Origin of the sequence: Sphingomonas sp. BE123 (assembly GCF_031456015.1) — a bacterium.
In the GTDB taxonomy this organism is placed as follows: domain Bacteria; phylum Pseudomonadota; class Alphaproteobacteria; order Sphingomonadales; family Sphingomonadaceae; genus Sphingomonas.
In genome coordinates this window covers 1,407,595-1,423,223 of the sequence record NZ_JAVDTW010000001.1, presented here as the reverse complement: position 1 = coordinate 1,423,223, position 15,629 = coordinate 1,407,595, and the positions used below count along the sequence as shown (strand labels likewise).

At 66.7% G+C, this 15,629-nt stretch carries 19 protein-coding genes and 1 tRNA gene; 12 read left to right on the top strand and 8 right to left on the bottom strand.

The features are described from left to right. Positions 1-32: 32 nt before the first annotated feature. On the bottom strand, positions 33-536 hold the full coding sequence (locus J2Y54_RS07090) for a heme-binding protein (protein ID WP_310038117.1): 504 nt from the start codon (positions 534-536) through the stop codon (positions 33-35). 8 nt (positions 537-544) lie between these two features. Beyond that, on the bottom strand, positions 545-1,414 hold the full coding sequence (locus J2Y54_RS07085) for a 3-hydroxybutyryl-CoA dehydrogenase (protein WP_310038115.1): 870 nt from the start codon (positions 1,412-1,414) through the stop codon (positions 545-547). A gap of 67 nt (positions 1,415-1,481) precedes the next feature. Between J2Y54_RS07085 and J2Y54_RS07080 the strand changes: the two genes are divergently transcribed. After that, positions 1,482-2,477, top strand: coding sequence for a DUF1176 domain-containing protein (locus tag J2Y54_RS07080; RefSeq protein ID WP_310038114.1), 996 nt, complete (start codon positions 1,482-1,484; stop codon positions 2,475-2,477). Between the two features lie 106 nt (positions 2,478-2,583). Here the strand turns inward: J2Y54_RS07080 and J2Y54_RS07075 are convergent, their stop codons facing one another. Both J2Y54_RS07075 and J2Y54_RS07070 read right to left on the bottom strand, forming a co-directional pair. Continuing rightward, positions 2,584-3,396: a glutaminyl-peptide cyclotransferase gene (locus tag J2Y54_RS07075; protein WP_310038112.1), complete on the bottom strand. Its 813-nt coding sequence runs from the start codon at positions 3,394-3,396 to the stop codon at positions 2,584-2,586. Between the two features lie 10 nt (positions 3,397-3,406). Next, on the bottom strand, positions 3,407-4,243 hold the full coding sequence (locus J2Y54_RS07070; protein WP_310038110.1) for a cold-shock protein: 837 nt from the start codon (positions 4,241-4,243) through the stop codon (positions 3,407-3,409). 204 nt (positions 4,244-4,447) lie between these two features. Here J2Y54_RS07070 and J2Y54_RS07065 point away from each other — a divergent pair, with 204 nt between their 5' ends. The 6 genes from J2Y54_RS07065 to rpoN all read left to right on the top strand — a co-directional run bounded on the left by J2Y54_RS07065 (position 4,448) and on the right by rpoN (position 9,658). Then, on the top strand, positions 4,448-5,242 hold the full coding sequence (locus J2Y54_RS07065) for a TerC family protein (RefSeq protein WP_310038108.1): 795 nt from the start codon (positions 4,448-4,450) through the stop codon (positions 5,240-5,242). Between the two features lie 45 nt (positions 5,243-5,287). Further along, positions 5,288-5,908 carry a ribonuclease D gene (locus J2Y54_RS07060; RefSeq protein ID WP_310038107.1) on the top strand — a complete coding sequence of 207 codons (621 nt, stop codon included), beginning with the start codon at positions 5,288-5,290 and terminating at the stop codon, positions 5,906-5,908. 41 nt (positions 5,909-5,949) lie between these two features. Next, a complete protein-coding gene (gene lptC, locus J2Y54_RS07055) occupies positions 5,950-6,591 on the top strand; it encodes an LPS export ABC transporter periplasmic protein LptC (RefSeq protein ID WP_310038105.1) in 642 nt (213 codons plus the stop codon). A 5-nt stretch (positions 6,592-6,596) separates the two neighbouring features. Continuing rightward, the gene (locus J2Y54_RS07050; protein WP_310038104.1) at positions 6,597-7,151 is read left to right on the top strand and encodes an LptA/OstA family protein; all 555 of its coding nucleotides are present in this window, start codon (positions 6,597-6,599) and stop codon (positions 7,149-7,151) included. Positions 7,152-7,256: 105 nt separating this feature from the next. Next, on the top strand, positions 7,257-8,033 hold the full coding sequence (gene lptB, locus J2Y54_RS07045) for an LPS export ABC transporter ATP-binding protein (protein ID WP_310038103.1): 777 nt from the start codon (positions 7,257-7,259) through the stop codon (positions 8,031-8,033). A gap of 119 nt (positions 8,034-8,152) precedes the next feature. Then, positions 8,153-9,658, top strand: coding sequence for an RNA polymerase factor sigma-54 (rpoN, locus tag J2Y54_RS07040; RefSeq protein ID WP_310038102.1), 1,506 nt, complete (start codon positions 8,153-8,155; stop codon positions 9,656-9,658). Between the two features lie 186 nt (positions 9,659-9,844). On the opposite strand, the gene J2Y54_RS07035 is transcribed toward rpoN, so the two are convergent. After that, positions 9,845-10,759 carry a M20/M25/M40 family metallo-hydrolase gene (locus tag J2Y54_RS07035; protein ID WP_310038099.1) on the bottom strand — a complete coding sequence of 305 codons (915 nt, stop codon included), beginning with the start codon at positions 10,757-10,759 and terminating at the stop codon, positions 9,845-9,847. 110 nt (positions 10,760-10,869) lie between these two features. Here J2Y54_RS07035 and dapB point away from each other — a divergent pair, with 110 nt between their 5' ends. From dapB to J2Y54_RS07015, 4 genes are all read left to right on the top strand, one after another. Next, positions 10,870-11,598, top strand: a complete 729-nt coding sequence (dapB, locus tag J2Y54_RS07030) for a 4-hydroxy-tetrahydrodipicolinate reductase (protein ID WP_310038096.1) — start codon at positions 10,870-10,872, stop codon at positions 11,596-11,598. Beyond that, positions 11,588-12,664: a hypothetical protein gene (locus tag J2Y54_RS07025; protein ID WP_310038093.1), complete on the top strand. Its 1,077-nt coding sequence runs from the start codon at positions 11,588-11,590 to the stop codon at positions 12,662-12,664. Before dapB ends, J2Y54_RS07025 begins: the two co-directional genes overlap by 11 nt. Positions 12,665-12,674: 10 nt before the next feature. Continuing rightward, complete coding sequence (gene nth, locus J2Y54_RS07020; RefSeq protein ID WP_310038091.1) at positions 12,675-13,337, top strand: endonuclease III; 663 nt, start codon at positions 12,675-12,677, stop codon at positions 13,335-13,337. Positions 13,338-13,380: 43 nt separating this feature from the next. Then, positions 13,381-13,457, top strand: a tRNA-Arg gene (locus J2Y54_RS07015). Positions 13,458-13,611: 154 nt separating this feature from the next. Here the strand turns inward: J2Y54_RS07015 and J2Y54_RS07010 are convergent. From J2Y54_RS07010 to J2Y54_RS07000, 3 genes are all read right to left on the bottom strand, one after another. Further along, on the bottom strand, positions 13,612-14,109 hold the full coding sequence (locus J2Y54_RS07010) for a DNA starvation/stationary phase protection protein (RefSeq protein ID WP_310038090.1): 498 nt from the start codon (positions 14,107-14,109) through the stop codon (positions 13,612-13,614). A 107-nt stretch (positions 14,110-14,216) separates the two neighbouring features. Beyond that, positions 14,217-14,783, bottom strand: a complete 567-nt coding sequence (locus tag J2Y54_RS07005) for a TMEM165/GDT1 family protein (protein ID WP_310038089.1) — start codon at positions 14,781-14,783, stop codon at positions 14,217-14,219. Positions 14,784-14,792: 9 nt separating this feature from the next. Further along, positions 14,793-15,110 (bottom strand): hypothetical protein, encoded by a 318-nt coding sequence (locus J2Y54_RS07000; protein ID WP_310038088.1) that lies wholly within the window; start codon positions 15,108-15,110, stop codon positions 14,793-14,795. Between the two features lie 190 nt (positions 15,111-15,300). Between J2Y54_RS07000 and rpmG the strand changes: the two genes are divergently transcribed. Next, the gene (rpmG, locus tag J2Y54_RS06995; RefSeq protein ID WP_066664926.1) at positions 15,301-15,468 is read left to right on the top strand and encodes a 50S ribosomal protein L33; all 168 of its coding nucleotides are present in this window, start codon (positions 15,301-15,303) and stop codon (positions 15,466-15,468) included. Positions 15,469-15,629: the final 161 nt, after the last annotated feature.

Genomic DNA, 15,629 nt, shown 5'->3' with positions numbered 1-15,629 from the left:
GCATCCGTCCGGGTGCGGAGCCGGGCTCGTCCTCAGCGCGCTTCGGCCAGTGCCGCGCGCGCCACTTCGTCATCCTGTGCCGCCGATCCGCCAGATACGCCGATCGCGCCGATGATGCGTCCGTCGCGCAGGATGGGGACGCCCCCGGCAATGGGCAGGACTTCATCCACTGCGAGCGTGACCGTGCGTCCGCCCAGCACGCGCTTTTCAAAGTCGGCGGTCGCGCCCTTCATCCGCGCCGATGTCCGTGCCTTTTGCTCGGCGATGCGGATCGATCCGAACTGTGTGTCGTCCATGCGCAGGAACGCGATCAGCTCGCCCGACGGATCGACAATCGCCACGGCCATGCGGAACCCGCGCTTGCGCGCCTCGGCCACCGTGCGCTCAGCCAGTGCCTGCGCCTCATCCAGTCCGATTGCCGGGCCATAGGCTGGCGCGGGCGCGGCTGAAGCTGCAGGCGGTGCCGGTGCTTGCTGCCCGACAGCCGGCTGGGTGAGGAGCAGCAGCGGCGCAGCCGCGAGAAGCGGTCGAAGCATCGCGCGCATCACCGCGTCGGCACCGGCTCGGCGCCCGAATAGTCATAGAAACCGCGCCCCGTCTTTCGCCCGTACCAGCCGGCCTCGACATATTTGATCAGCAGCGGGGCGGGGCGGAATTTGGGATCGCCGGTCCCTTCGAATAGCACGCGGGTGATTTCCAGGCAGGTGTCGAGCCCGATGAAATCGGCCAGCGTGAACGGCCCCATCGGGTGGTTGAGGCCCAGCTGAATCGCTGCATCGACGTCCGGGATCGTGGCCACGCCCTCGCCCACGGCGAAGCAGGCTTCGTTAAGGAACGGCATCAGCACGCGGTTGACGATGAACCCCGGCGCGTCATTGGCGTGGACGATCCGCTTGTTCAGCGTCTTGCCGAACGCCTCGACCGCCGCGACCGTGGCATCGCTGGTGGCAAGGCCGCGGATCAGCTCGATCAGGCCCATCACCGGGACGGGGTTGAAGAAATGGACCCCCATGAAGCGCGCGGGATCGGGCGCCGCCTGCGCCAGCCGCGTGATCGGGATCGACGAGGTATTGCTGGCGAGAATCGCGGTGTCGCTCAGCACCTTGCCGACACTGGTGAAGATGCTGCGCTTGATCTCCTCGCGCTCGGTCGCCGCTTCGATCACCAGGTCGCACGGGGCAAACGCATCGGTCCCGCCGACGCATTCGATGTTGGCGAGTGCGGCGTCGCGCGCATCGGCGGTGATCTTTTCCTTTTCGACCGCGCGCGCGAGCTGCTTGGCAATCCCCGCCTTGCCCTTTTCGGCGCGCGCGACATCCATGTCCGACAGCAGCACGCGATAGCCGGCCTGCGCCGATACCTGCGCGATGCCTGCTCCCATCTGTCCCGCACCGATTACGCCAACCGTTTTCATCATCGTCTCCATCAATTCGTTGCGCGCCTCCTACCGCGTCGCCGCGCGAACCGCTAGGATGGTTGCCATGCTGATCCTCACCACGCTCGCGCTCGCCCAGGCCGCCCCGCAACTCGGGCCGATGAAGACCTTTGGCGACTGGGTCGTCGCCTGCGACAATGCGAAGCGGTGCGAGATGACGTCGCTGATGCCCGAGGGCGGCGACTGGTCCGAACATGGCTGGCAACTGGCGGTGACGCGCGCGGCGGGGCCCGCAGGCGGCTGGTCGGTCGAGCTGTTCGGGCATGACGGTCCGGCTGCCGGCCTCACGCTGAAGATCGACGGGGCAGCCGGCGCGGCATGGCGCGGACACGGGTTCAACGGCGCGGACGCCGCCGCGCTCGTCGCGGCGATGGCGAATGGCAAGGGCGTGACGGTGCACAATGCGGCCGGCAAGTCGATCGGCCGGATCTCGCTGACCGGCTCCTCGGCGTCGCTGCGGTTCATCGATGCGGAGCAGGGCCGCGCCGGAACGGTGAGCGCCGCGGTGGCGCGGGGCAGCAAGCCCGCCAGCGCGGTTCCCGCCGCGCCAGCGCTTCCGGTCATTGCATCACTTCGCGCCGCAGGGGCGCCAGCGGCCTTGTCGCCGGCGCTGCTCGACCAGCTCTGGACGCAATCGGGCTGCGCCGAAAATTACGAGGGCGAGCCGCGTCCCGATGTCGAGCGGCACGCGCTCGGTGGCGGCGCCACGCTGGTGCTCGTGCCGTGCGGGGCAGGGGCGTATAACTTCTCGACCGTGCCTTATGTCGTGCGGAGCGGCACGGCGACGCTGGCCGGGTTCGACGCCGCACCCGGCTGGGGCGGTGACGAGGGGCCGCCGATGCTCGTCAATGCCGGCTTCGACGCGAAGACCGGCGAACTGGGCAGCTATGCCAAGGGGCGCGGGATCGGCGATTGCGGCAGCGCGGAAACCTGGGTCTGGGACGGCAGCCGCTTCCGCCTGACCGAAGCGCGCGCGATGGGCGAGTGCCGCGGGTCGAGCAACTGGCTGTCCGTGTGGCGGGCCAGGGCCGTGTCGCGCTGACCGGATTTCTCTTCAGCGCCTGCCCGCTCCCCCGGCCGACTATCCATCGGCAGGATAGTCTGGACTGGGTGGCCGCGTGGTGGAGCGGGCCGGTGCCGCACCCAGACTAGCGTGTCGGCAGCGCGATTTCGAACAGCGATGGCCAGTTCTTGCCGGTGACGTAGAGCTTCCCGCTCCTGTCGTCATAGGCGATGCCGTTGAGCACGGCCTCCGGGTCGGTCACCGGTACCGCCGCCGCCAGTTCGCGCAGGTCGAGGATGCCGCGAATCACCCCGGTCGCCGGATCGATCCGCACGATCAGGTCCTGATGCCAGATGTTCGCCAGGATCTCGCCGCGGACATATTCCAGTTCATTGAGCCGCCGGATCGGACGCCCCTGATAGGTGACGGTAATCCGCCGCTGCTCGGCAAAGGTGACGGGATCGAGGAATCGCAGCTCGGGCGTCCCGTCGCTCAGGATCAGGCTCGTGCCGTCCTGCGTCAGGCCCCAGCCTTCGCCGGGGTAGCTGAACTCGCCGATCTTGCGCAGCGTCTTGCGGTCCCAGCGGAACCCTTTGCCATGGGTCCAGGTCAGGCTGACGATGGTGTCGCCCCAGGCGGTGCTGCCTTCGCCGAAATAGCGTGCGTCCAGCCGCACTTCGCGTTTCGCCTTGCCGCTGGTCAGATCGACCTCGCGCACCACCGATTCGCCATGCTGGCCGGTGCTTTCGAACAGCGCCCCATCGGCAAAGAACAGCCCCTGGGTAAAGGCGCTGGTGTCATGCGGATAGGTGGCGAGGATGCGCGCGGCCTCGACCGGAACCTCCGCCGCGACCGGCGCCGTCTGGAAATGCGCGGGGCCGGACACGACAGGGGCTGCCGCGGCCATGATGGCCAGGGCAGCCCCTGCGATGATCCCCCGTCCGGCACGCCGGATCATGGGAAATTCCTTACTGCTGCGGCGTCAGGTTCACCGCGGCGTACTTGCCGCGACGGTCCACTTCCAGCTCGAACTCGAGCCGGTCGCCTTCGTTGAGCGTCGGCATGCCGGCGCGCTCGACCGCACTGATGTGCACGAACGCATCGGGCTGGCCGTCGTCACGCTGGATGAAACCAAAGCCCTTCATGGCGTTGAAGAACTTGACCGTGCCGGTCGCCTTCTCACCCGTCAGCTGACGCTGCGGGCCGCCCATGCCGCCGCCACCGGGGCCGCGCTCGGGACGATCGCCGCGCTCACGCGGGGGACCGCGATCCTCGACCGGCATCGGTTCGCCGTCGATCTTCAGGTCGGTCGCGCTGATGCGCCCGCCACGATCGACGAGCGTGAAGCCCAGCGGCTGACCTTCGGCCAGACCGGTCAGGCCGGCCTGCTCGACCGCGCTGATGTGCACGAACACGTCTTCGCCGCCGTCATCGCGGACGACGAAGCCGAAGCCCTTCTGCGCGTTGAAGAATTTTACAACGCCGGTGCCTTCGCCAACGACCTGCGGCGGCATGCCGCGGCCACCGCCGCCACCGCCGCCAAAGCCGCCGCCACCACCGCCGCCGCGATAGCCACCGCCACCGCCGCCGCCATAGCCGCCACCACCGCCGCCGCCGCCGAAGCGATCGCCGCCGCCGAAACCGCCACGGCCACCGCCGCCGCCGCCGAATCGATCACCGCCGCCGAAGCCGCCGCCATCGAATCCGCCACCGCCGCCGCCGTAGAAATTGTCGTCGCCGAAGCCGTCGCGCTTGTCTCTGCCACGTCCACCGCGCTCGCCGCGGCGCCCTCGATCAAAACTCATTGCCCTGTTCGTCTTCCCGGTTCGCCCAAATCGAAAATCGAAGACCTGACGCCGGACGAAGACGCAGGCTTTCCGGCGTTCGCGACACGCCTATGGAACAGGACATAGACGAGTTCGATCGACAGCGCGAACATTTTCGTCGCGATTTTGGCACTGTTTCGACGGATACTTGCGCGACAGCGTTGACGACGGCAGAGAGATGCCATGGATATCGCCGCTCTGATCGTCGACCCGGCCGCCTGGGCCGCCCTTATCACCCTGATCGTGATGGAGGTGGTGCTCGGGATCGACAACCTGATCTTCATTTCGATCCTGACCAACAAGCTGCCCGAGCATCAGCAGCAAAAGGCGCGGCGAATCGGCATCGGCCTGGCGCTGGTGATGCGCATCCTGCTGCTGTCGATGATCTTCGTGATCGTGTCGCTGACCACGCCGGTGTTCGACCTTGGCATTCAGGGCGCGGTCGGCCCGACCGGCGAACCGAGCTTCGAGACCGCCTTTTCGTGGCGCGACCTGATCCTGATCGCGGGCGGCCTGTTCCTGCTGTGGAAGGCGACCAAGGAAATCCATCACACGATCGATCCGGTGCCGAGCGATCATGATGTGCTCGACAAGAAGCAAGTCGCGACGATGAATTTCGGCTCGGCAATCTTCCAGATCATCCTGCTCGACATGGTGTTCTCGGTCGATTCGATCCTGACCGCAGTCGGCATGACCGACGAGATCGTGATCATGTTCGTCGCCGTGCTGGTGACCGTGGCCGTGATGCTGGTCGCCGCCGACCCGCTCGCCAATTTCATCAAGCGCAATCCGACGGTCGTGATGCTCGCGCTCGGCTTCCTGCTGATGATCGGCGCGGTGCTGATCGCCGACGGTTTCGGCGTGCATGTGCCCAAGGGCTATATCTACGCCGCCATGGCGTTCTCCGCGCTGGTCGAGGTGCTGAACATGGCCTCGCGCCGCCGCGCCGAAAAACGTGCCGGCGGCGGCGGAACCTGACGCACGGTTATTGAGCGTTAAGCGATAAGCGGCTAGGCGCAGGCGATGGCCGTTTACCTGCATGAAGAAGATCTGCCCGAGGGCGTGTTCGCCCCCGGCGCCGATATCGCCGTCGATACCGAGACGATGGGGCTGATCACCCCGCGCGATCGCCTGTGCCTCGTCCAGCTGTCGGATGGCGGTCCGGACGAGCATCTGGTCCGCTTCGGGCCGGGCAGCGATTATGCCGCGCCGAACCTGCGCGCGCTGCTTGCCGATCCGGCGCGGGTGAAGCTCTATCACTTCGCGCGCTTCGATCTCGCGGCGATCCGCCACTATCTGGGCGTCACCGCCGCGCCGGTCTTCTGCACCAAGATCGCCTCGCGCCTCGTGCGCACCTATACCGATCGCCACGGGCTCAAGGACCTGGTGCGCGAACTGCTCGGGCAGGAAATCAGCAAGCAGCAGCAATCGTCCGACTGGGGCGGTCCGGTGCTGTCCGACGCGCAGAAGGACTATGCCGCGTCGGACGTGCGCTACCTCCATGCGATGCGCGAGGAGCTGAACCGCCGCCTCGCGCGGGAAGGGCGGACGGTGCTGGCGCAGGCCTGTTTCGACTTTCTCCCGCACCGCGCGGACCTCGATCTCGCCGGCTGGCCCGAAACGGATATTTTCGCGCATGCGTGAGTTTGGCGCGCGCCGGTGCCGCGCCACGACAGGTGCAAACCATGTCTGAAATCGCTGTCCAGGAACGCTCGCGGCGCAAGCGCTGGGCGCGGCCTGGCAGCAGCCATGACCGCATCGTGCGGACCCTGCTCGCCGTGCTGCCAGCGGGGATTGGCGTGCTCGGCGCCTTTCTGGTGATGGCGCCGCTGTTCATGGGCGGCGACGTGTCGTTCGTACTCGACAAGAACAAGGTCGATGTCGCGGGCGAGCGGCTGCGCATCCAGTCGGCGCGCTATCGCGGCGCGGACGCCAAGGGACAGCCCTTCGTGCTCGAAGCGGGATCGGCGGTCCAGAAAAGCTCGGCCGAGCCGGTGGTGGAGCTCAATGATCTCAGCGCCGCGATTCGCCTGTCCGACGGGCCGGCGCGGGTCGAGGCCGAGCGCGGTCGCTACGACATGCAGACCGAACAGGTCGCGGTGATCGGCCCGATCCGGTTTCGCGCCGCCGACGGCTATCGGCTCGATACCCGCGATTCGACCATCGATCTCAAGTCGCGCCAGCTCACCGGGACCGGCAATGTCGCTGGCAACACGCCACTGGGCAGCTTCAGCGGCGATCGCATGACCGCCGATCTCGACAAGCGCACCGTCAAGATTGAGGGCAATGCCCGCTTGCGGATCGACCCCAAGCGCGCAAATAGGTGAGCATCATGGCCCGAGCCCCCCGTCCGCTTCTGATCGCCGCCACGTCGGCCCTTGTCACCACCGCGCTGCTTGGCGGGGCTGCCCTTGGCCAGTCGCGCCATGACAGCAGTGCGCCGATCGAGTTCGACGCGCAGAGCATCGAGCTGCAGGATCGCGCCAACCGCGCCATCCTGTCGGGCGGGGTCAAGATTACTCAGGCGAACATGACGCTGACCGCGACACGGGTGACGGTGAGCTATACCGGACAGGTGATCGACGGATCGCCATCGGTCTCGCGCTTCGATGCGTCGGGCGGTGTCACGATCGCGCGCCCGGACCAGACCGCGCGCGCGCAATATGGCGTGTACGATATCAACCGCCGCGTCATCACCATGCTCGGCGATGTCACCCTGACGCAGGGCGGGAATACCGTCACCGGCGGCCGGCTGACCATCGATCTCGACAGCGGGCGCGCCGCAATCGACGGATCCGGCGTCGGCACGACGCGCGCCCCGGACGGCAGCGTCGTGCGTTCCGGCGGCCGCGTGACCGGTCGCTTCACCGTCCCCGACCGCGACTGATCGCACGGGCGCGGCGTTGCGCCGCGTCCTTTTCATGCACGAAACTTGCCAAGTGACGGACCGGCAAGGATTCGTTAGAGTTGCGATGCGAACGGAAAGGGCATCATGGCTGACGTCGAAACGCTGGACCCCGTAGCCGCTGAGGCGCAGACGCCGCCTGCATCGGGGCTGGCGGTCGTGTCGATTGCCAAATCCTACGACAAGCGCGTGGTGCTGTCGGACGTGTCGCTCTCGGTCGGCCGCGGCGAGGTGGTTGGGCTGCTCGGGCCGAACGGCGCGGGCAAGACCACCTGCTTCTACTCGGTGATGGGGCTGGTGAAGCCCGATGCGGGCCGCATCATGCTCGACGGGCACGACATCACCCCGCTGCCGATGTACCGCCGCGCCATCCTTGGCCTCGGCTATCTGCCGCAGGAAACCTCGATCTTCCGTGGATTGACGGTTGCCAAGAATATCTCGGCGGTGCTCGAACTGGCCGAACCGGACAAGGCGGCGCGCGAACGGCGGCTTGAGCAGTTGCTCGAGGAATTCGGGCTGACCCGCCTGCGCGACGCGCCGTCGATGGCGCTGTCGGGCGGTGAGCGCCGCCGCGCCGAAATCGCCCGTGCGCTTGCCGCCGATCCGTCGATCATGCTGCTCGACGAACCGTTTGCGGGCATCGACCCGATCTCGATTGCCGATATCCGCGATCTGGTGAAGGAACTGAAGACGCGCAATATCGGCGTGCTCATCACCGACCATAATGTCCGCGAAACGCTCGACATCGTCGACCGTGCGTCGATCATCTATGACGGGCGTGTGCTGTTCGCCGGCTCGCCCGAGGATCTGGTCGCCGACGCCAATGTCCGCCGGCTGTATCTGGGCGAGGGCTTCTCGCTGTAGCCCATGACGATTCGCACGCTCTTTTTCCGTCACCCCAGCGAAAGCTGGGGTCTTGCGGTTTCGGAGCGCGCGGTTGCCTCACGAGACTCCAGCTTTCGCTGGGGTGACGGGCATATCGCATGAGCCTCGCGCCACGCCTCGATCTGCGCCAGTCGCAATCGCTGGTGATGACGCCGCAGTTGCAGCAGGCGATCAAGCTGCTCGCGCTGTCGAACCTCGAGATCGAAACCTTCATCGCCGAAGAGCTTGAGAAGAACCCGCTGCTCGACGCTGCGCGCGGAGATGACGAGCGCGGCGATACCGCCGATGCCGCCGAGCCGGTCGAACCGCTTATCGAACGCGACGGCCCGGCGGATTCGAGCGAGTTGCTGACATCGGGCGATGCGACTGGCGAGGCCGCGCTCGATGTCGATCTGACCGCCGAAACCTTCCATCATGACAGCGCTGCCGATTCGGTCGGCGGGCTCGATGGCGGGCTCGGCCTGGGCGGCACCGGGGCGGGGGGCGAAGATGGCCCGGACTTCGACAGCTTCTCCGCGCCCGACCTCAGCCTCGCCGACCATCTGACGGCGCAGATCGGTGCGGTGGTCGACGGCGCGGACCTGTTCATCGCCCAGCATCTGATCGACCAGATCGACGAATGCGGGTATCTCACCGCGTCGCTGCTCGACATCGCCACCCGGCTCGGCGTCCCGCTCGTGCGGGTGGAAGCGGTGCTGGCGCTGATCCAGACGCTCGACCCCACCGGCGTCGGCGCGCGCGACCTTGCCGAATGCCTCGCGCTGCAAGCCAAGGAGGCGGACCGCTACGATCCCTGCATGGCGGCGCTGATCGCCAATCTCGACCTGCTCGCGCGCGGCGAACTGGCGCGGCTCAAGCGTACCTGCGGCGTGGATGACGAGGATATGGCGGACATGATCCGCGAACTGCGCAGCTATGATCCCAAGCCCGGCTGTCGCTATGGCGGGGAGGCGGTGCCGGCGGTGACCCCCGACATCTTCGTCGCGCAGCGCGGTGCGACCTGGGCGGTCGAGCTCAACAGCGCGACGCTCCCGCGCGTGCTGGTCAACCGGGCCTATTACACTGAAGTCTCGGCGGGGCCGCAGGACAAGTCGAGCAAGGCGTGGCTCAGCGACATGCTCGCCAGCGCCAACTGGCTGGTCAAGGCGCTCGACCAGCGCCAGCGCACGATCATCAAGGTCGCGTCCGAAATCGTGAAACAGCAGGAGGCGTTCTTCCGCCACGGCGTCAGCCACCTCAAGCCGTTGACGCTGCGCCAGATTGCCGACGCGATCGAGATGCACGAATCGACCGTCAGCCGCGTGACCAGCAACAAATATCTGTCCTGCGCGCGCGGGCTGTTCGAGCTCAAATATTTCTTCACCAGCGCGATCCAGTCCGCCGATGGCGGCGACGCGGTCTCGGCCGAAGCGGTCAAGAGCGCGATCCGCGCACTGATCCAGGCCGAGGATCCCAAGAAGATCCTGTCCGACGACACGCTGGTCGAGATGCTGAACGCCAAGGGCTTCGACATCGCTCGCCGCACCGTCGCGAAATATCGTGAAGCGATGGGCATCGGCAGCTCGGTCCAGCGCCGCCGGCAAAAGGCGCTGGAGGGGGCGTAGCGAACCTTCCGCAATCGTGAGGAAGGGCTCGCGATGCAATCTACGCCGTCACCCCCGCGAACGCGGGGGCCCATCTCCAGCACGATCAGCGAAACGCACCGGTGAGGATGGCGGACAGTCCGGGAGATGGGCCCCCGCGTTCGCGGGGGTGACGATAAGGGGTGAGTGTCGACACAACCTAACCTTTTATTCCCCCCGACCCGCCTCCGTCGCAATCGCCGCCAACTCCCGGTCGAACAATCGCGCGGCCAGCAGCGCCGTCGCCGCCGATCGCGCGAAAAAGTCCCTGGGGATCGCGTCGAAATCGTCGCTGGGCTGGTGATAGTCGGGATAATCCTCGACCCCCAGATAGGCGAACGGGATGCCGCGGCGGTGAAAGGCATAATGGTCCGATCCGGCGGTCCAGTCGTCGCTGCCCTTCCACGGCGGGCCGTCATGCCCGATCTTCAGCATGACCGGCGCATCGCGCACCAACCGCTCGAACCGCGCGCGCAGGAACGGGTAATGATGCGCCCCGGCGATCCACAAGGTGCCGGTGTCGCTGCGGCTCATCATGTCGAGGTTGAGGTTGAGCGCGATCCGGTCGAGCGGAACCGGCGGCGTCTCGACAAAGGCGTGCGCGCCATACATGCCCTGTTCCTCCGCATCCCACAGCGCGAAGATCACGTCATGCGTCGGCCGCGCGCGGGCGAAGTCCTGCGCGACCGCCAGCAGCGTCGCGACGCCCGAGGCATTGTCGTCGGCGCCGTTCAGCACCTGGCCGTGTCGCGTGCCGAAATGGTCGTAATGCGCGCCGATCACCAGCACCCGGTCGCTGCTCCCGGTCCCGCGGATCCGCCCGACCAGATTGACGCCCTTGAGCAGCTGGTCCTTGTGCTGCGCGGTAAAGGGCTGTTCGAACCCGTCGCCGAACGGCTCGATCCCGATGTCGCGCAGTCGCCCGATCAGATAGGCGCGGGCTTTCGCCGATCCCGGCGTGCCCACCAGTCGTCCGGCCATGTCATCGGCGGCGAGGATGCGGACATCCTCGAACAGTTGCTGCGGGGACGCGGCGGCAGGGGTGAGCAGGGCGATGGCAAGGGTGAGCGCGCGGAGGACCATCCGCGTTGCTTTGCCGCCAACCGACCGGACCGCAAGCGAAAAGCCGGATGCAGCAATGCTGCAACAATTCCCTTGTTGCAGTCGGCCGCCCGCCCCGCCAAGCACGGCGCATGACCAGCATCGGCATTTACGGCAGCCTTGGCCGCATGGGCACCGCGATCCGCGACATCTTGACCGTTCAGGGGGTGCGCCTGGCTGGCGGCGCCGACGCAGGCGACGATCCCGCGGAACTGGCGCGCGCCGCCGATGCATTGGTCGATTTCTCGACCGCCGCCGCGCTCGGCGTCCATCTCGCCGCCGCGCGCGACGCGGGGACGCCGATCGTGATCGGCACCACCGGCCTCAGCCCGGCGGATCATGCCGCCATTGATGAAGCCGCACGCGACATTGCGGTGCTTCAGACCGGCAACACCTCGCTCGGCGTCGTGCTGCTTACCCGGCTGGTGCGCGAAGCTGCGGCGCGGCTCGGCCCCGACTGGGATATCGAGATCGTCGAGGCGCATCATCGCCACAAGCTCGACGCGCCGTCGGGCACCGCGCTGATGCTGGGCGAGGCGGCGGCAGCGGGGCGGGGCCTGTCGCTGGGCGAGGTGCGCGTGGCCGATCGCGCCGGGCTGTCGGGCGCGCGGGCCGAGGGGACGATCGGCTTTGCCTCGCTGCGCGGCGGCAGCATCGTCGGCGATCACAGCGTGATGCTGGCGACCGAGGGCGAGCGGATCGAATTGGCGCACCGCGCGGAAGATCGCGCGATCTTCGCCCGCGGCGCGGTCCGCGCGGCGTTGTGGCTCGCGCACCAGCCCGCCGGGCGCTACACGATGGACTCGGTGCTTGGGCTTTAGGCTCGCCGCGCTGGCCATGATGCTGGCGCTCGCAGGATGCGACCGCGATGCGACCGAACGCCGGCATTACGACCATATAGCGACCGACAACGGCATCATCCTTGTCTCCGCCGTTGAGGAAGTGCGCCACCGGTTCCGCCTGCCGATGGATCATGGCTTGGCGCAGGTCCGGCTTTCGGCGACATTCCGCTCGCGCGCATTTGACGGCGATGCCTTGGCGATGCGTGACGTGCCGATGTGGCATCGCTGGGATCACGACCCCGCAAACCCTGCCGCGGACGATGACGATGCATTTCCTCGCTTTGTCGCAGTCGATCGGGGGCTGCATGCACGGGGCTGTCTGCGCATGGACACACGTCTGGTCACCGGTTGCGCGGTCGCGGAGGGGGATCCGATCTGGGCAGGCCAGACCGGGAATCGTGCCGAACTGATCCTGCACAAGGGTACGCGGCTGGTGTTCGGCAAGGGGCTTGACGGGCGGCCCGAACCTTGTGTTGTCGATCTCGGTCAGGCCGCGCAACCGACCCCTGACGCCAGGCAGTATCTCGTCAGAATGGGCGGGCCGCGGTTCATGATCGCCTATTATCCCGGCCGCGTTGCCTATGTCGTTGATCGTGCCCGCGCCGGGCAACCGCTCTATCGTCTGGGTTGCGGATCGGTGACGGCGATCGGAACGCTAGACGCGATGGTCGCGCGCCGCACCCGCGAGGCGGCACCATGGGGACAGCGCAAGCCGCTGCCCTATGTGCAGGTTCAGGATATCGCACCCGATGGCGATCCCGATGATCCGGCGCTGATCGTTGCCTGGGCCAGGTTCGGCTATGCGCTCAATGCGAATGCCGTCCTGCGCGCCGGTCGTGCGCCTGTCGACCTGTTCCGATTTTCCTCAGATGCTGCCGACCATTATGACTCGCTCGCATCGCCGGCATTCTGGGCGGCAAACCCGGCGCGGGTCCTCGTCTCGGTTAGGCCGATCGGTGACGGTAGCGGCGGGCCGGACCAACTGCTGCGGATCGCCCACCTCGATACCGGCAAAGCAACGACGCACACGCTGACCGCGTGGTAGAGGTGGCCCGATGAACAAAGCCCAGATCTTCGCCTTCTTCGAGCGGCTGGCTGCGGCCAACCCGCATCCTGAAACCGAGCTCGAATCGGTCAACCATTATACGCTGCTCGTTGCCGTGGTGCTGTCGGCACAGGCGACCGATGCCGGAGTGAACAAGGCGACCCGCCGCCTGTTCGCCGAAGTCGATACGCCCGAAAAGATGGTCGCGCTGGGCGAGGATGGCCTCAAGCAGCACATCAAGACGATCGGCCTGTTCAACAGCAAGGCCAAGAACGTCATCGCGCTCAGCGAAGCGCTGATCGCCCAGCATGGCAGCCAGGTGCCCGAGGATCGCGACGCACTCGAAAACCTCCCCGGGGTCGGGCGCAAGACCGCCAATGTCGTGATGAACGTCGCCTTCGGGCACGAAACCTTCGCGGTCGACACGCATCTGTTTCGCGTCGGCAACCGCACCGGCATGGCGCGGGGCAAGACCCCGCTGGCGGTCGAGAAAAAGCTGGAAAAGGCGGTGCCGCAACCGTTCCGGCTTCACGCGCACCACTGGCTGATCCTGCATGGCCGCTACATCTGCAAGGCGCGCACGCCCGAATGCTGGCGCTGTCCGGTAGCTGACCTGTGCGCCTTCAAGCCCAAGACGCCAGCGCCAAAGAGTATGAAACAACCCGCCGTTTAACGCTGGCGTCGGCCGCGCGGCTTTGCTAGGCGCTGCTTCCCACGCACCCGTAGCTCAGCTGGATAGAGCGCTGCCCTCCGAAGGCAGAGGCCAGGGGTTCGAATCCCTTCGGGTGCGCCATTTCCATTTTCGTTTGATCCAGCGTCGCTGGATCGGTTGCGGCACCGGCCCGCTCCCCCACCCGGCCACCCATCGGGAGGATATTCTGAAATGGGTGACCGGGTGGGGGAGCGGGCCGGTGCCGCGCTTCAGCAAAGCTGAAGCCAATCAAAGGCTACCCCTTGCGGCTGGTCTCGAACAGGAACCAGGCGCGTTCCTCGGCCTGGTCGGTCCAGTCGTCGATCACCCCGCTGGTGGCATTGTCCTTGGCCTCGTCGATGATCTCCTTGGCCTCGCGCAGGATTTCGACCAGCTTGAGATTATCCTCGCGCAGTTCGGCCAGCATGTCCTCGGCGCTGACGAAATCGGCGTCATTGTCCTTGATCGTCTGGCGCCGCGCAATGTCGCCGATCGAACGCAGCGTGGTGTTGCCGGTCTTGCGCACCCGTTCGGCGATCGCGTCGGTGGTCGCCAGGATCTGCGCCGCCTGCTCGTCGAGCATCAGGTGATAATCGCGAAAATGCGGGCCCGAGACGTGCCAGTGAAAATTCTTGGTCTTCAGATACAGCGCATAGCTGTCCGCAAGAATGCCGTTGAGCGCCTCGGCAACGCTCTTGGCGTCGTTGCTCTTGAGATCGGTCGGGGTTTTCAGCTTGGCGTTCGGTTCGGCCATGGTGCGGGTCCTCCGTTGGATTGAGTCGGCAGTGCAACGACTCTCATCGCATTTCGGATCCCGCCGCGCGCGCTTAAATCTCAACTCACTATGATCGAGTGGTGCGGTCAGACCAGCCGCAGCGCGCCGGCGGCGAGCATGCTCCCGGCCGTCAGTGCGACCAGGCCGAGCCCGATGCGATAGGCGCGCGTTGGCAATTGGCGCCACGCCATCTCGCCCATCAGCGCAGCGGCCAGCGTCACGACAAGGATCCCGGCCCAGGCGCCGCCGAACGCGAACCACGGCGATGCGCCGCGCACCCCGAGCGCGAGGGTGAAGAATTGGGCGGTGTCGCCCAGCGCGAGGATGAACACCCCCAGCAATGGGGTCAGCAGCGCGCCGAGCCGCCACCCCTCCAGCCGGTCGGGCGGCTTGAGCCGCCACAGCAATCCGGCTGCGGCGAACAGGCACGCCAGCGCCAGCAGCAACTGCTTGGCGTTGGGCGTCAGCAGTGGTGCGATCAGCAACGCTCCGGTCGCGGCGAGCGCATGGCCGGCGGCATGGGCAAGCAATGCGGCGCAGGCGACGATGAACGGCCGGCCATAGCGATCGGCAAGTATCGCGACGAGCCAGGGCGACCGGTCGCCCGCCTGAATCAGGAGTGCAGCGATGAACGCCGGGACCGCCGCTTCCATGAACGAAGGTCAGCTGGCGAGGCGAATCGCGCTCGCCGCAGCGAACACGGCGCCCGCCCGCGAATCGGACCGGCCACAGGCGACCGCATCGCGCAGCAGCGACAGCCCGTCGGCGATCAGTGGCCCGCGCTGGCCCGATGCCAGTGCCGATTCGATCGCATGGACGATGCACACCGCCGGGGTCAGCCCGTTGGCCATCGCGAGGCGGCGGATCGAATCGAGATCTGCGGCGAGGTCGGCGGTTGCTGCGCGCGCTGCACGCCCCTCGATCGACGTGATTCGCGCCTGCAGCTCACCGATCAACGCCCAATTCCGTCCGTCCGCCATTGCCGCCTCCGCGCCATTGGAACCCGCTATCGCACGATCATGCGGCAACATGGTTAAAGGGTGCCTAAACCGTAGCTAAGGGCGGCCAAGCCTTGACAAGGCGGCGGCGAGGGGGCATGCGCCCTCCCCTGATAGCGGTCTGCCAGCGCGCGGCCGCTAAACTTTTTTTGAATTATGCAGGATTCGGGCGATGGCCAAGCCGACTACCGTCAAGATCAAGCTCGTCAGCACCGCTGACACCGGCTTTTTCTACGTGACCAAGAAGAACCCGCGCAACCAGACCGAGAAGCTGAGCTTCCGGAAGTACGATCCCGTCGTGCGCAAGCATGTCGAGTTCAAGGAAGCGAAGATCAAGTAAACTTCGCGCAGCGAAGTTTACGCAGTCCCGGCGCAGGCCGGGACCGCGCACAATGCGGAGCCGCAGAAGGATCGCTTCTGCGGCTTTTTGTGTTTGGGGTGGGGCAGGCGCGTTCACCCTTTCGGGGCCTGAGTGAACGCGATAGCTTCTAGCATCTTATC

What these genes read in the sequence shown, in the direction of transcription:
- J2Y54_RS07090 (WP_310038117.1), bottom strand. Translation starts at nt 536, where the DNA reads ATGCTTCGACCGCTTCTCGCGGCTGCGCCGCTGCTGCTCCTCACCCAG.
- J2Y54_RS07085 (WP_310038115.1), bottom strand. Translation starts at nt 1,414, where the DNA reads ATGAAAACGGTTGGCGTAATCGGTGCGGGACAGATGGGAGCAGGCATC.
- J2Y54_RS07080 (WP_310038114.1), top strand. Translation starts at nt 1,482, where the DNA reads ATGCTGATCCTCACCACGCTCGCGCTCGCCCAGGCCGCCCCGCAACTC.
- J2Y54_RS07075 (WP_310038112.1), bottom strand. Translation starts at nt 3,396, where the DNA reads ATGATCCGGCGTGCCGGACGGGGGATCATCGCAGGGGCTGCCCTGGCC.
- J2Y54_RS07070 (WP_310038110.1), bottom strand. Translation starts at nt 4,243, where the DNA reads ATGAGTTTTGATCGAGGGCGCCGCGGCGAGCGCGGTGGACGTGGCAGA.
- J2Y54_RS07065 (WP_310038108.1), top strand. Translation starts at nt 4,448, where the DNA reads ATGGATATCGCCGCTCTGATCGTCGACCCGGCCGCCTGGGCCGCCCTT.
- J2Y54_RS07060 (WP_310038107.1), top strand. Translation starts at nt 5,288, where the DNA reads ATGGCCGTTTACCTGCATGAAGAAGATCTGCCCGAGGGCGTGTTCGCC.
- lptC (WP_310038105.1), top strand. Translation starts at nt 5,950, where the DNA reads ATGTCTGAAATCGCTGTCCAGGAACGCTCGCGGCGCAAGCGCTGGGCG.
- J2Y54_RS07050 (WP_310038104.1), top strand. Translation starts at nt 6,597, where the DNA reads ATGGCCCGAGCCCCCCGTCCGCTTCTGATCGCCGCCACGTCGGCCCTT.
- lptB (WP_310038103.1), top strand. Translation starts at nt 7,257, where the DNA reads ATGGCTGACGTCGAAACGCTGGACCCCGTAGCCGCTGAGGCGCAGACG.
- rpoN (WP_310038102.1), top strand. Translation starts at nt 8,153, where the DNA reads ATGAGCCTCGCGCCACGCCTCGATCTGCGCCAGTCGCAATCGCTGGTG.
- J2Y54_RS07035 (WP_310038099.1), bottom strand. Translation starts at nt 10,759, where the DNA reads ATGGTCCTCCGCGCGCTCACCCTTGCCATCGCCCTGCTCACCCCTGCC.
- dapB (WP_310038096.1), top strand. Translation starts at nt 10,870, where the DNA reads ATGACCAGCATCGGCATTTACGGCAGCCTTGGCCGCATGGGCACCGCG.
- nth (WP_310038091.1), top strand. Translation starts at nt 12,675, where the DNA reads ATGAACAAAGCCCAGATCTTCGCCTTCTTCGAGCGGCTGGCTGCGGCC.
- J2Y54_RS07010 (WP_310038090.1), bottom strand. Translation starts at nt 14,109, where the DNA reads ATGGCCGAACCGAACGCCAAGCTGAAAACCCCGACCGATCTCAAGAGC.
- J2Y54_RS07005 (WP_310038089.1), bottom strand. Translation starts at nt 14,783, where the DNA reads ATGGAAGCGGCGGTCCCGGCGTTCATCGCTGCACTCCTGATTCAGGCG.
- J2Y54_RS07000 (WP_310038088.1), bottom strand. Translation starts at nt 15,110, where the DNA reads ATGGCGGACGGACGGAATTGGGCGTTGATCGGTGAGCTGCAGGCGCGA.
- rpmG (WP_066664926.1), top strand. Translation starts at nt 15,301, where the DNA reads ATGGCCAAGCCGACTACCGTCAAGATCAAGCTCGTCAGCACCGCTGAC.